Origin of the sequence: Glycomyces albidus (assembly GCF_009451885.1) — a bacterium.
GTDB classification, from domain to species: Bacteria; Actinomycetota; Actinomycetes; order Mycobacteriales; family Micromonosporaceae; genus Glycomyces; species Glycomyces albidus.
The window spans coordinates 69,924-82,598 of sequence record NZ_WIAO01000013.1 but is presented as its reverse complement, the minus strand read 5'-3'; the positions used below and the strand labels follow the sequence as shown (position 1 = coordinate 82,598).

At 71.9% G+C, this 12,675-nt stretch carries 13 protein-coding genes; 9 read left to right on the top strand and 4 right to left on the bottom strand.

Going from position 1 to position 12,675, the window contains the following annotated elements; translation table 11 throughout:
* Window positions 1–39 precede the first annotated feature (39 nt).
* Window positions 40–1,212 carry an amidohydrolase gene (locus GFD30_RS12530; protein WP_153025543.1) on the top strand — a complete coding sequence of 391 codons (1,173 nt, stop codon included), beginning with the start codon at window positions 40–42 and terminating at the stop codon, window positions 1,210–1,212.
* Between the two features lie 203 nt (window positions 1,213–1,415).
* Here the strand turns inward: GFD30_RS12530 and GFD30_RS12525 are convergent, their stop codons facing one another.
* Window positions 1,416–1,631: a hypothetical protein gene (locus GFD30_RS12525; RefSeq protein ID WP_153025542.1), complete on the bottom strand. Its 216-nt coding sequence runs from the start codon at window positions 1,629–1,631 to the stop codon at window positions 1,416–1,418.
* A 366-nt stretch (window positions 1,632–1,997) separates the two neighbouring features.
* Between GFD30_RS12525 and GFD30_RS12520 the strand changes: the two genes are divergently transcribed.
* The 6 genes from GFD30_RS12520 (at window position 1,998) to GFD30_RS12495 (ending at window position 7,824) form a co-directional block, all read left to right on the top strand.
* Window positions 1,998–3,353 carry a hypothetical protein gene (locus GFD30_RS12520; RefSeq protein WP_153025541.1) on the top strand — a complete coding sequence of 452 codons (1,356 nt, stop codon included), beginning with the start codon at window positions 1,998–2,000 and terminating at the stop codon, window positions 3,351–3,353.
* Window positions 3,343–4,032 (top strand): NUDIX hydrolase, encoded by a 690-nt coding sequence (locus tag GFD30_RS12515; protein ID WP_153025540.1) that lies wholly within the window; start codon window positions 3,343–3,345, stop codon window positions 4,030–4,032. The genes GFD30_RS12520 and GFD30_RS12515 overlap by 11 nt, the downstream gene beginning before the upstream one ends.
* A gap of 69 nt (window positions 4,033–4,101) precedes the next feature.
* Window positions 4,102–4,932, top strand: coding sequence for an NAD(P)H-binding protein (locus tag GFD30_RS12510; protein WP_153025539.1), 831 nt, complete (start codon window positions 4,102–4,104; stop codon window positions 4,930–4,932).
* 215 nt (window positions 4,933–5,147) lie between these two features.
* Window positions 5,148–5,984 carry a CPBP family intramembrane glutamic endopeptidase gene (locus GFD30_RS12505; protein WP_153025538.1) on the top strand — a complete coding sequence of 279 codons (837 nt, stop codon included), beginning with the start codon at window positions 5,148–5,150 and terminating at the stop codon, window positions 5,982–5,984.
* Window positions 5,981–7,168, top strand: a complete 1,188-nt coding sequence (locus GFD30_RS12500; protein ID WP_407649029.1) for a sensor histidine kinase — start codon at window positions 5,981–5,983, stop codon at window positions 7,166–7,168. The genes GFD30_RS12505 and GFD30_RS12500 overlap by 4 nt, the downstream gene beginning before the upstream one ends.
* A complete protein-coding gene (locus GFD30_RS12495; protein WP_322633195.1) occupies window positions 7,165–7,824 on the top strand; it encodes a response regulator transcription factor in 660 nt (219 codons plus the stop codon). Before GFD30_RS12500 ends, GFD30_RS12495 begins: the two co-directional genes overlap by 4 nt.
* A gap of 7 nt (window positions 7,825–7,831) precedes the next feature.
* Here GFD30_RS12495 and GFD30_RS12490 read toward each other — a convergent pair whose 3' ends face one another.
* Window positions 7,832–8,434, bottom strand: coding sequence for a TetR/AcrR family transcriptional regulator (locus tag GFD30_RS12490; protein WP_322633194.1), 603 nt, complete (start codon window positions 8,432–8,434; stop codon window positions 7,832–7,834).
* 73 nt (window positions 8,435–8,507) lie between these two features.
* Between GFD30_RS12490 and GFD30_RS12485 the strand changes: the two genes are divergently transcribed.
* The gene (locus GFD30_RS12485) at window positions 8,508–9,329 is read left to right on the top strand and encodes a class I SAM-dependent methyltransferase (RefSeq protein WP_153025536.1); all 822 of its coding nucleotides are present in this window, start codon (window positions 8,508–8,510) and stop codon (window positions 9,327–9,329) included.
* Window positions 9,330–9,435: 106 nt separating this feature from the next.
* Complete coding sequence (locus GFD30_RS12480; protein WP_194201942.1) at window positions 9,436–10,821, top strand: cellulase family glycosylhydrolase; 1,386 nt, start codon at window positions 9,436–9,438, stop codon at window positions 10,819–10,821.
* A gap of 232 nt (window positions 10,822–11,053) precedes the next feature.
* Here GFD30_RS12480 and GFD30_RS12475 read toward each other — a convergent pair whose 3' ends face one another.
* Both GFD30_RS12475 and GFD30_RS12470 read right to left on the bottom strand, forming a co-directional pair.
* A complete protein-coding gene (locus GFD30_RS12475; RefSeq protein ID WP_153025534.1) occupies window positions 11,054–11,620 on the bottom strand; it encodes a hypothetical protein in 567 nt (188 codons plus the stop codon).
* 349 nt (window positions 11,621–11,969) lie between these two features.
* A complete protein-coding gene (locus tag GFD30_RS12470) occupies window positions 11,970–12,641 on the bottom strand; it encodes a hypothetical protein (protein WP_153025533.1) in 672 nt (223 codons plus the stop codon).
* Between the last annotated feature and the right edge of the window lie 34 nt (window positions 12,642–12,675).

Sequence of the window (12,675 nt, the reverse complement as noted above, 5' to 3'; positions counted from 1 at the left end):
GATGGGACTGCAAGCTGCTTCCCATCCGAAGGCGGGTCCATGTCCGTGCCACAATCCGGCTCCGCAAGCGCCGCCGGACCGACGTTCGCGCTCACCGGCGCCACCGTCGTCCCCATCACCGCCGCTCCGATCGAGCAGGGCGTCGTCATCGTCGAGAACGGCCGCATCAGCGCCGTCGGCGGCCCCGAACTCACCGTCCCCGCGGGCGTCGACCGGATCGACGCGTCCGGCAAGTGGATCGTCCCGGGCCTCATCGACGCCCACACCCACCTGGGCGTCCACGAGACCGGCGAAGGCTGGGCGGGCGACGACACCAACGAGATGACCGACCCGAACACCGCGCACGTGCGGGCCCTGGACGGCATCAACCCGACCGAGCCCGGGTTCGCCGACGCCCTCAAGGGCGGCGTGCTCACCGCCTGCGTCAACCCCGGCTCGGGCAACGTCATCGGCGGCGAGTGCGTCGTGGTCAAGACCGCCGGCGGCCGCCGCGTCGACGACCTCGTGGTCCGCTCCCCCGCCGGCATCAAGTCGGCGCTCGGGGAGAACCCGAAGCGCGTGTACGGCGACAAGGGCCAGACCCCGAAGACCCGCATGGGCACCGCGGGCGTGCTCAGGTCGGCGTTCATCGCCGCCGAGAAGCACCGCGCCGCCGAGGACCCCGACCGCGACCTCAGGCTCGAGAACCTCGTGAAGGTCCTCGACCGCGAGATCCCCTGGCGCCAGCACTGCCACCGCGCCGACGACATCGCGACCGCGATCCGCGTCGCCGACGAGTTCGGGTACGACCTCGTCCTCGACCACGGAACCGAGGCGCACCTGCTCGCCGACGTGATCGCCGAGAAGGGCGTCCCGGTCCTGTTCGGACCGCTGCTGACCGCCCGCGCGAAGGTCGAGACCGCGAAGCGGTTCCCGGAGAACGCGGTGAGGATGGCCGAGGCCGGCGTGAAGCTCGTGATCATGACCGACCACCCGGTGGTCCCGATCCAGTACCTCATCGTGCAGGTCATGGAGTGCGTCAAGGCCGGACTCGACCGCGACACCGCGCTGCGGTCGGTGACGATCAACCCGGCCGAGGTGCTCGGCGTCGCCGACCGGCTCGGCTCGCTCGAGGCCGGCAAGGACGCGGACTTCTGCGTGTGGTCGGGCGACCCGCTCGACTACTACTCGAAAGTGGAGCAGGCGTACATCGACGGGTCGCGGGTCGCTTAGCGCGCCTTCGCGTCTGGGTCCGGTCCTCACATCGGACACCTGGGGAGACCCGTATCGACCCCGCCCCCGGGGTGCGACGGAACGGCGCTCGGGCCCGGGAGGCGATGCCTCCCGGGCCCGAGCCGTGCTCACGTATTGCCTGCGACGTCGAGGCCGCCTGTCCGGTGCCCGACGGCGCGAACGCCGCCGGACCGGTCGCGGCCCTATGCGGCGCGGCGCACCTCGGCGCGCGTCGGCAGGGCGGCGAGCTCGCCGCGGACCCGCAGTTCGCGGGCGATGAAGCCGTGCTTCGCGGCGGCGAAGCCGCCGACGATGCGGTCCATCAGCGACGGCCGGTCCTCGACGACCGGGGCGTCCGGCAGCGCGGAGCCGGCGTCGGACTTGATGAGCTGGACTGCGATGAACGCGTAAGGGTCCATTGTGGTTCCTTCCGGGCGGTGATGCGATGAGCGTGCCGCGCCGGTGCGGCGTGAGGCCCGACCGGTCTCCGGTCCCCCGGGCCTCACGGTCAACTCTGACCGGCCGGTGTCACCGGCTCATTACGTCCCAGCAAACCCTCGGGCAAGCCTGGTAAACACCGCGGTGCCGATCATGCCGCAGGTCACATATCACGGGTCCGCGAATCCGCTTGCCGCATTCCACACGATCGATGAAATTCCAACAAGAGAGAGAAATACCCGCGCCGCATTTGCCAATGACTCCGCCTAATTCGGTCATACATTCTCGACGGCGGACCATCGCCTCCGAGAAAGGAGCGCATTTGGGCAATCCGCTACGCTCAGCGCATGACAAGCGGAAGCACCGCGTATTTCGGCGTACTGGACACTGTCAACTTCCAGCCGGATCTTCCGGAACTCGAACTTGCGAATCGCACATTGAACGCGACCGGAGCGGTGATGCTCCACATGATCCTCGGCGGCGTTCACCCCGTACTGAGTCAATCCCAGGCATTCGACAGCGCACCACTCGTCAGCACCCTCGCCCGAATGGACGAGGACTCGCTCGCAATGATCGGACTCGCCCGCCGGGGAAGCATCCAAGTCCGCATTCTCGACAGCCCGGGCCTCGCGGATGATCCGGCCGACGGCCAGAGGTTCACACTCCTCAATGCGTTCCGATCGGCACTCCTGCAACCGGAGTTCCGCTTCTCGTCATGGCCGGAACTCGGCGCGGACATGGCACTGCGGCGAGCGGTCGCCGAGCAGCTCGACCGCGACCCGGAACGGGTAGGCGCGATCGCCGAACACGACCTGCTCCACCGGCTGCTCGGCCTCATCGAGTTCGACCAGGCGCTGCGGGACAGCCCCGTCTCGGAACGGGCGACGATCGCGAACGGCGCCGACCTCGCCGACCAGGTGCTCGGCGCCGTCTCGAGCATCCGCCGCACCAGCGGCGGAGCGGACACCGACATGCTCACCCTCCTGCAGGCGCGGGTCCAGGAGGCCCGCGACCCGGCGCGGTTCAGGCGGCGGTCGGCCTGGTACGCGCTGCTCGACGAGTACGAGGACGCGGCCTCGCAGGACGCGTCGGCGGCCGGCCAACTGGAACTGGTGCGGGGCCTCGTGAACGCCAAGTACAACGGCATCGTCGCCGCATCCCTGGGCGCCGACGGACTGGACGTGGAGATCCCCGACTTCAGAGCGGCGCAGATCGTGGCGCGAGCGGGAACCGAGCACCTGGTGGGGGCCAGGAGCGCTCAGGTGCTCGACCATTCGGACGTCGGCGCCTGGCTGACCTGGAGTGAACTGCAGCGGACCCTGACGCTGATGCAGGACATCAGGGTTCCGCAGAGCCGGTACCGATTCCTTGTCGGAAAATACCGCGAATACGATGTCGGGCGGCGCATGCGATCGCAGCCGGGCGGACAGATCTGGGCCCATGTCCGCGCCGCACCGATCAACGCACTGGGAGCGGCCGTCGGCGGCATCGTCGGACTCGCCATCGGAAACGACGCAGTCGGCACCGTTGTCGGGAGTCTTATCGGAACCGCAGGCGGAGTGTACGCTAACGTCGTGCTCGACAAATTCAAAGAACGCGCTCTCGGCAAGGCCGCACTCAAAGCCCAAAGGGAATCCGATCAGGTCTTCACCCCCGTCCTCGGTCGCGGCAGCATCGCGTACCGGATCGACGATGAATCCTGACAAGCGCCGGTACGAACAACTCCGGGAGACCCGACCCGAACTGTTCGCCAATCCCGCCGGAACGATCTTCTCCATCCTGCACGAACCTGAAGCGGTCGCCGAGGCCGAGCGCGAAGCGGCCGACCGGCTCCGGTCCGCCGGACTCCCCGAGGCATGGGCCCGGACCGGAGTGGTCTACGAGGACGCGTACGGCCTCCGGGTCCGGGACGCCGTCCGGTTCCCCGACGGCGCCCTCGGCACCTACATCCGCGACGTCGGACCCCGAGCGGTCGCCGGAGTCGTGGTGCTGCCGGTCCTCGACGGCAGCGTCGTGCTCGTCGACCACTTCCGGCACGCCACCCGCAGCCGCCACCTTGAGCTGCCCCGAGGCGCCGGCGAATCCGATTCGCCCGAAGACGATGCACGCCGCGAACTCGCAGAGGAGGTCGGCGCCGACGCGACGACACTCGTCCCGCTCGGCGAGCTGCACCCCGACACCGGCATCTCGGCATCGTCCGTCGCGATGTTCTACGCCGAGATCGACAGGATCGGCCGGCCGGACACGGGCGAGGCCATCGACTCGATCCGCCTGGTGCCGCCCGACGAGCTCCGGGACATGATCCGAGCCGGAGCGATCACCGACGGCTTCACCCTGGCCGCCTACCTGCGAGCGGTACTGCTCGGGCTGCTTCCCGGCTGAGCGCGAGCAACAGGCACCGGCTGCCCGACAACGATTGAGCGGCAAGGATTCTCCTGTTAGGATCGCCGCATGTACCTGGTCTCGGGAGCCACCGGCAACATCGGCCGCGAAGTCGTTCAGGCGCTGGCGGAGCGAGGGCTCCCGGTGCGGGCGCTCGTCCGCGACGCGAGCCGCGCGGCACTGCCGGACGGCGTCGAGGCCGCCGTCGGCGACCTCGACCGGCCCGAGTCGCTCGACCCGTGGCTCGGCGGCGTCGAAGCGGCGTTCGTCCTCCCCGGCTTCGCCGACATGCCGGCCGTCTGCGGTCGGCTCCGCGACGCGGGAGTCAAGCGGATCGTGCAGCTCTCCGGCAGCTCCCCCGAGACCGGCAACGCCGACAACGCGATCACCGCGATGATGGTGCGGTCCGAGGACGCCGCCCGCGGCTCCGGTCTCCAGTGGACTGTCCTGCGGCCCAGCGGATTCATGTCGAACACGCTGCGGTGGCTGCCGCAGCTCCGCACCGGCGACGTCGTCCGCGCGCCCTGGGGCGACATCCCGGTCGCGTGCATCGACCCGTTCGACATCGCCGCAGTCGCGGTGGCAGCGCTGACCGAGGACGGCCACCACGAGGCGGTCTACCGCCTCTCCGGGCCCCGCGCGATGCTGCCGGCCGAGCAGCTCGAGATCCTCGGCCGGATCCTCGACCGCCCGCTCCGCTTCGAGAACCTGACGATCGAGGAGACCCGGGCAGAGCTCGAGGCGACGATGCCCCAGCAGTACGTCGACGCCTTCTTCGACTTCTATGTGGACGGATCGCTCGACGAGTCGCCGGTGTACCCCACGGTCGAGCAGGTCACCGGCCGCCCGCCGCGCACGTTCGAGCAGTGGGCCCAGGCCAACGCCGCCGCCTTCCGCTGACCCGCACCCCGAACCCGACCGCCGATCCCCGAACGCGTCACTGGACCGGGGCTGCGCCGTGCCCTGCGTTGATCGCGGGCCAGCCGCGGAACGCCTTGTCCCCCAGGAGAGCTACGCGCAAGTGTCCACTCCACGGGGACGCCGCCGGGCCGCCGGATCCGTAGCGTTCACCGCAGCCGCGGCGCCCCCGCCGCGGGACAGCGGAAGGAATCCTCATGAGACTGGTCTGGCAACTGCTCGCCGTCGGCGCGATCGCCCTCATCGGCGGCCAAGCGACGGTCGTACTCGACGGGCGACCGTGGCTCGTGCTGATCGTCGGCCTCGCCACGAGCGCGGTCGCAGTGCTCGTGTACCGGTGGATCGTGCGGCGCACCGAGCACCGCCCGGTCGCCGAACTGGCATGGCCCGGCGCGGGCAGCGGCATCGGACTCGGCGCCGTCCTCGGCGTCGCCATGTTCGGGGCCGTCATCGCGAACATCGCGTTCCTCGGGCACTACACCGTCGACGGCCTCGGATCGCCCACGGGCGCGATCGGACTCGTCGGCTTCATGGCCGCCGCCGCCGTCACGGAGGAGCTGATCTTCCGCGGCGTCCTGCTGCGCATCGTCGAAGGGCGCTTCGGCACCTGGATCGCCCTGGCCTCCACCAGCCTCGTCTTCGGGCTGACGCACCTGGTCAACCCGAACGCGACCCTGTGGGGCGCGATCGCCATCGCGATCGAGGCCGGCGGCATGCTCGGCGCCGCGTACATCGCCACCCGCAGCCTGTGGCTGCCCATCGGCCTGCACTTCGGCTGGAACATCGCCGCCTCCGCGATCTTCAGCACCGAGGTCTCCGGCAACGGCACCCCGCAGGGCCTCCTCGACGCCGCGACCTCCGGCCCGGTCCTCGTCAGCGGCGGCGCCTTCGGCCCCGAAGGCAGCGCGTACGCGGTCGGCTTCGGCGCCGCCCTGATGATCGTCTTCCTGTGGATCGCCAAGCGACGCGGCCGCCTGGTCCCGCCCCGCCGACGCGCCGAGCGGGCCGACGCCGCGGCTACACTGCCCCGGTGATGGAACTCCGGCGGATCCCGGAGCAGTGGCGGCGGCTCGACGTCACGATCCGGGATCTCCCCTTGGGGCTGATGCTCGCCGCCATGTCGTTCCTGCCCCTGCTCCGCGGCCACGAGACGCAGCTCGGCGACCTCCCCGGGCGGCCGCTGGACGCGTTCGGCATCGGCGTCATGGCGCTCGAATGCCTCCCGCTCGCCGTGCGGCGCCGGTGGCCGGCCGTGTGCCTCGCACTGGTGTCGCTCGGGTTCGTCCTCGCCTCGCTCGGCCGCTACCACCTGGTCGCCAGCACCGCAGTCGGTTTCGCCCTGATCAGCGGAGGCGCCCACCTCGAGCGGTACCGTCGGACCGCCGTGGTCCTGCTCTCGATCGCCTACGCGGGCTTGGCGATCGGGCTCGTGCGGCTCGGCTCGGACGAAGGGGCGGCCGGCTTCGCGACGTTCTACGCGCTCCTCGCGGCCGCATGGGGCACCGGGTCCTGGCTCCGCGCCACGCGGCAGGCCGAGGCCGAGCGGCGCCGCCGCGTCGCCGAGACCACCCGCGCCGCCGAGCGGACGCACATCGCCCGCGAACTCCACGACGTCGTCACGCACCACGTGACCGCGATGGTCGTGCAGGCCGAGGCCGCCCGGTACCTGACCGGCGCTCCCGACCGCCTCGACGCGACGCTGAAGGCCGTCGGCGACACCGGCCGCCGCGCCACCACGGACCTGCGGCACCTGCTCGACCTGCTCGCGCCCGACCACACTGCTTCTGACAACGCCGGCGCCGACCGCCGGGCGCCCGGCGCCGGGGCCCGGACTCCGGCGGTCGGGCGGCTGCTCACGCTCGTGGAGCAGACGCGGCAGGCCGGCCAGCCGGTGGAGTTCACCGAGGAGGGCACGCCGGCGGCCGACACCGGCAGCGCGGACCTGGTGGCGTACCGGGTCGTCCAGGAGGCGCTCACCAACGCGGTCAAGCACGCCCGCAGCAGCCCCACGGCGGTGCGGGTGCGGCACCGCGCCGGCGACATCACCGTCGAGGTCGTCACCGAGGGGTCCACCGTCCCGCCGCTGGCCGGGAGCGGGCGCGGCCTCGCCGGGCTGCGCGAACGCGTCGACCTCCTCGGCGGCGACTTCGACGCCGGCCCCCGCGCGGGCGGCGGGTTCGCCGTGCGGGCGCGCATCCCCGCGGGCGGCCCGTCGTGACCGCCCCGATCCGGGTCCTGGTTTGCGACGACCAGATGCTCATCCGCACCGGCCTGGTCACGATCATCGGCGCGCAGCCCGACCTCGAGGTGGCCGGCGAGTGCGGCGACGGGCAGACCGCGGTCGACCTGGCCGAGCGCCTGCGACCGGACGTCGTGCTCATGGACGTCCGCATGCCGGTGCTCGACGGCATCGAGGCCACCCGCCGCCTCGCCGGCGCCGCGGTCGGCGACCCCGTCAAGGTCCTGGTGCTCACCACGTTCAACCTCGACGAGTACGTCTACGAGGCGCTGCGCGCCGGAGCGAGCGGCTTCCTGCTCAAGGACGCGCCGCCTTCGCAACTGCTGCAAGGGATCCGCACGGTCGCGACCGGCGCGGCGCTGCTCGACCCGGAGGTGACGCGCGCACTCGTCGGCAGGTACGCGGCCCGCATCCGGCCCGCGGGCGGCGCCGCCCCGGCACACCCCCTCACGCCGAGGGAGCTGGAAGTCCTGCGCCTCATCGCGGACGGCCGCTCCAACGCCGAGATCGCCGCGGCCCTGTTCATCAGCCCGGAGACGGTGAAGACCTTCGTCTCGCGCATCCTGACCAAACTGGAGCTGCGCGACCGTGTCCAGGCCGTCGTCTACGCCCACCGGCACGGCCTGGTGGACTGACCGGCGGTCAGTCGCGCTTCGCCGGGTCGCGGAGCACGGCACCGATCACCGAGGACACGACCTTGCGGACTGCCTCCGCGCCGGGCGGGGCCGCGCGGTCGGCGAACAGCAGGTGCGCGCCGCCGACGAGCATCGGCGCGAGCCCGTCGACCTCGGCGTCCGCGGCGAGCCGGCCGAGGTCCCGCTCCTGCCGGAGGTAGGCCGCGATCATGTCGACGCCTTCGGTCAGGACGGGAACGCCGGCGGGCCAGACCTCGCGGAGGCGCACGCGCAGGGGGTCGCGGAAGGTCAGCAGCGGCACGATGGCGACCGCGACCGATCCGAACAGGGCCGTCAGCGCCTCGGTGAGGTTCCCGATCACCGAGCCGGTGCCGGCCGCTTCGCGCAGCGCCGCGGCCGGGCCGTCGAGCCGCCCGACCCGGTCCATGACGAACTCGGCGAGGAAGTCGTCGAAGTCGGTGAAGTGGCGGTGGAGCACGCCTTTGGCGACCTGCGCCTCGTCGGTCACGGCCCGGCTGGTCAGGGCGCTGGGCCCGTCGCGGAGCAGGACGCGCTCGGCCGCGTCGAACAGCTGCGTCCGCGGATCGCGGAGCGCCACTCCTGTCGGCACCGTGCACCACCTCGCTTCTGTGGGGAATTCTGCCAGATTGACAAGTGGGCGAACGCCCATTTAGAGTGGGCGCATGACCACTTCAGTGTCCGGGCCGCTTCCGGAGCCCCACCGTCTGCGCGACGCCGCCGAGTCGTTCGGCGCCGACGCCGCCCGCTACGACCGCGCCCGACCCGACTACCCGGCCGCGATGGTCGACCGCATCGCCGCCGCGGCGCCCGGCCGGGACGTGCTCGACGTCGGCTGCGGCACCGGCATCGCGTCGCGGCGGCTGCAGGCCGCCGGCTGCCGCGTCCTCGGACTGGACGTCGACGAGCGCATGGCCGCGTTCGCCAGGAGCCGCGGGCTGGACGTCGAGGTCGCGAAGTTCGAGGACTGGGACGCCGCCGGCCGCCGCTTCGACGCCGTCGTCGCCGCCCAGACCTGGCACTGGATCGATCCGGTCGCGGGAGCGGCGAAGGCCGCCGGACTGCTGCGCCCCGGCGGGCTGCTCGCGGCCGTGTGGAACGTCGCGCAGCCGCCGGCCGACCTGAGCCGGGCCTTCGCAGCGGCGACCCGCGAGGCCATGCCGCCGCAACTCGCTGCCGTCATCGACGGATCGGACGTGGTGAAGTCCGCAATGGACGGATACCGGCCGATGTTCGACAGCGCGGCGCGCGGCGTCCGGGAGTCCGGCGCCTTCACGGAGCCGGCCGAGTGGCGGACCGCCTGGGAGCGCGAGTACACGCGGGACGAATGGCTCGACCAGCTCCCGACCGGCGGGCTCTACACGCGGCTCCCGAAGCCGGTGCTCGAGCGCCTGCTCGAGGCCGCGGGCGCGGTGATCGACGAGGCCGGCGGCGCCTTCACCGTCCGGTTCACGACCGTCGCGGTCGCAGCCACGAGGGCCGGGTGACGGCGCCGGGACGGGCCGGGTCTTGACTCCGTCGCAACATATTGGCAAACTTCGATGTAATGGGAGCGCTTCCGTAGCCTCCGCCGAATCAACGAAGGGCATGCCAATGCGGACAGGACGAAGACGAAGGAGCATCGCCGCCCTCGGCGCGGTCGTCGCCGCGGTCGGCGCGGGCGCGCTGACCATCGTGGCGGCCCAGGGCGCCGGGGCCGCGGAAGGCTGCGAGGTCGAGTACAACGTGGTCAACGACTGGGGCTCGGGCTTCCAGGCGAACATCAGCATCACCGCCGACGAGCCGATCGACGGCTGGACGGTCGAATGGGACTTCACCGGCGCTGTCTCCGGCATCAGCGCCTGGAACGTCACCGCGCAGTCGCTCACCGGCCCGCACTTCGAAGCCTCCGACGCGGGATGGAACGGCTCGATCGCCTCCGGTCAGACCAGGGAGGTCTTCGGCTTCACGGCGAACGGGACGGCGGGCGACATCGAGAACGCCGCCGTCAACGGCGTCGAATGCGGCGGCGACGGCAGCCAGGAGCCGACGACCGAGCCCGAGCCGACCGACCCGGACCCGACCGACCCGCCGCCGGCCGGCACGCCCGTCGAGCGGCACGGGCAGCTCAGCGTGTGCGGCGCCAACATGTGCAATGAGGACGGTCAGGCGATCCAGCTTCGCGGCATCTCCAGCATGTGGCTGCACTGGCAGACCCAGCCGTACGCGCAGAGCCTCTCGGCCCTCGAATGGATGCGCGACAACTGGAACATCGAGGTCTTCCGCGTCGCCATGGGCGTGGAGCCCGCGGGCGCGTACCTCGACGACCCCGGCCGGTGGAAGTCCGAAGTGGAGACGGTGATCCGGAACGCCGCCGAGGCCGGCGTCTACCTGATCGTCGACTTCCATGCGCACCAGGCGCACCAGCACCGGTCCGAGGCGGTCGCGTTCTTCTCCGACCTCGCCGACCGGTACGGCCACCTGCCGAACATCATCTGGGAGCCGTACAACGAGCCCGAGCAGGTCTCCTGGACCGGCGCGGTCAAGCCCTACCACGAGGCCGTGCTCGCGGCGATCCGCGCGCAGGACCCGGACAACATCGTCGTCCTCGGCACCCCGACCTGGTCCCAGGACGTCGACGTCGCCGCCGCCGACCCGGTGTCGGGCACGAACCTGATGTACACGCTGCACTTCTACTCGTGCACGCACGCACAGTGGAACCGCGACAAGGCCGATGCCGCGATCGACGCGGGCCTGGCCCTGTTCGTCACCGAGTGGGGCGCGAGCGCCGCCGACGGCGGCCTCGACGGACGCGTCTGCCTCGACGAGGCCCAGCGCTGGATCGACTGGATGGCGGCCAACCGGATCTCGTGGACCGCATGGAAACTGGACGTCGGCACCGACTCGACGAACCTGCTCTCCAGCGGGGCGCCGCTCAACGGCGGCTGGGACAACCACCTGCACGGGCACGCGCCCTTCGTGATCGCGAACCTGCCGTAGCGGGAACCGCCGGCCGGACGGTCGGGGCCGGCCGTCCGGCCGGCGGGCCCGCGGTCTCGCACCGGGACCGCGGGCCCGGCCCCTGGGGTGAACGGTGCCGTTCATGTGCCGTGCCGGATTCAGTCTCGCGGCCGGAGGCGGGATTCGCGAGGCGGCGGACCGGCAGGAGACCGGCACGAGGGAGAGCCGCCTTGGGGCGCTTGATGATCCGTTTCGAAGTGCCCGTTCCGCGTCAGTCGGCGGCCCCGCCGCACGCGGGCGCCTTCTGAGCGGCCTCGTTCAAGTCGGCGGCCGTCAGGTACGTCTCGGCCATCATGAGCGGGTACGGCAGGTTCATGGCGTCCATGCCCGCGAGCAGGTACAGGTCCTCGAGCTGCTCGACCGGGTAGACGGGCGCCAGGTCCGCGTATTCGGCGAAGCCGCTTCGGGCCTCCTCGACGTCCGCCCGGTACTGCTCCAGCGCCGCCTCGGCCTCCGGTGTCGGCCCCGCGGGGACAGCGTCGACGGCAGCCACGGCGTCGGCGAGGACGCGGTCGACCTCCGCCAGCGCGTCGATGAGCGGCCGGCGGTCGTCCTCGGTGACCTCCGCCCCGCGCGCCGCCGCGGTGAACGGGATGTACAGGTCCGTGGGGATCGCCTCGGGGGCGGCGCAGAACGCCTCCGCCCAGTCCACGAGCGCTTCCGACACCGCGGCGGGCGACTCGTCGCCGCCGTCCTGAGTCGGTTCTCCGGCGGAGCAGGCCGCCGAAGCGAGCGACAGGATGGCGGCGGCGAGAACGGTGGCGGCGGTTCGGGACACGGTGACCTCCGGGAGAGCGGCGCGATCCCCCAGTTGTAGGCCACCGCGACCGGGAGGGGTCCCGATGGACGCCGGCGGCCCTGTTGCGGACGCGTGAGCGCATCGGCGGCCGAAGTCGCCGGCGGCCTCGGCATCCTCTTCTCATCCGGCGACCACAACGGCACCGGCCAGTGGATCGTCAACGGCAACACCTCGACCACCAGAGTCCGCCGGGCCGCCGCAGGCGAACGGGAGGCCCGCGAGCCCGCGGCGAACCTCCGGAGACGGGGGCCGCAGGTGGGCCTGACGTCGCGTGCGAACGCCGAGGGCCCGCACCTTCCGGTGCGGGCTCCCTTGTGGCCGTGGGAGATCAGGCGGCGCGAACCGGGGTGCGGCCGCGGGCGAGGCTGACGGCGGCCACGATGAGGCAGACCATGCACAGCAGCCGGCCCAGCGGCAGCAGCGGCGACGCGTAGAAGAAGGCCACCGACAGGATCGACAGCACCGCGGGGACGCCGGCGACCCAGCCCATGACGCGGACCGGACGGGTCCAGGCCGCGGCCCTGGTGGCGAGGAAGACGAACAGGCCGAGGGCGACGATGTGGACGACGCCTCCGGTGAAGAAGTTCACCTCCCGCATCGCGAGGACGGTGTCCTGGGATGCGGTGGTCGCGGTGAGGCCGAGCGCGATGGACAGGCCGGCGGAGACCAGCATCGCGGCCACCGCGGTCGCGCCGAGGATCCGGACCACGCTGCGGCGCGTCCCGATCGCGGCGACGGGGCCGGCGACCACGACGGCGAGGCCGAGCACCGAGAGCGCCTGGAGGATCCCGGTCAGGAGGGACGCGGTCGTGTTGTCGCGCAGGTAGGCGTAGATCGCGTCGGCGGGGTCGTTCGGCAGCGGCATGTCGCCGTTCTGGACCGCGCCGGTCGCGAAGTCGACCGCGAGGTAGCAGAGGAGGAACGCGACCGCTCCGAGGAGCGGCGCGACCGGTCGGCGCAGCGCGGTCCGCTGAGCCTGGGGCACTTGGTGTTCGGTCATCTCGATCAGTCCTTCCGAGGGATTCGACTCGATG

What these genes read in the sequence shown, in the direction of transcription:
- GFD30_RS12530 (WP_153025543.1), top strand. Translation starts at nt 40, where the DNA reads ATGTCCGTGCCACAATCCGGCTCCGCAAGCGCCGCCGGACCGACGTTC.
- GFD30_RS12525 (WP_153025542.1), bottom strand. Translation starts at nt 1,631, where the DNA reads ATGGACCCTTACGCGTTCATCGCAGTCCAGCTCATCAAGTCCGACGCC.
- GFD30_RS12520 (WP_153025541.1), top strand. Translation starts at nt 1,998, where the DNA reads ATGACAAGCGGAAGCACCGCGTATTTCGGCGTACTGGACACTGTCAAC.
- GFD30_RS12515 (WP_153025540.1), top strand. Translation starts at nt 3,343, where the DNA reads ATGAATCCTGACAAGCGCCGGTACGAACAACTCCGGGAGACCCGACCC.
- GFD30_RS12510 (WP_153025539.1), top strand. Translation starts at nt 4,102, where the DNA reads ATGTACCTGGTCTCGGGAGCCACCGGCAACATCGGCCGCGAAGTCGTT.
- GFD30_RS12505 (WP_153025538.1), top strand. Translation starts at nt 5,148, where the DNA reads ATGAGACTGGTCTGGCAACTGCTCGCCGTCGGCGCGATCGCCCTCATC.
- GFD30_RS12485 (WP_153025536.1), top strand. Translation starts at nt 8,508, where the DNA reads ATGACCACTTCAGTGTCCGGGCCGCTTCCGGAGCCCCACCGTCTGCGC.
- GFD30_RS12480 (WP_194201942.1), top strand. Translation starts at nt 9,436, where the DNA reads ATGCGGACAGGACGAAGACGAAGGAGCATCGCCGCCCTCGGCGCGGTC.
- GFD30_RS12470 (WP_153025533.1), bottom strand. Translation starts at nt 12,641, where the DNA reads ATGACCGAACACCAAGTGCCCCAGGCTCAGCGGACCGCGCTGCGCCGA.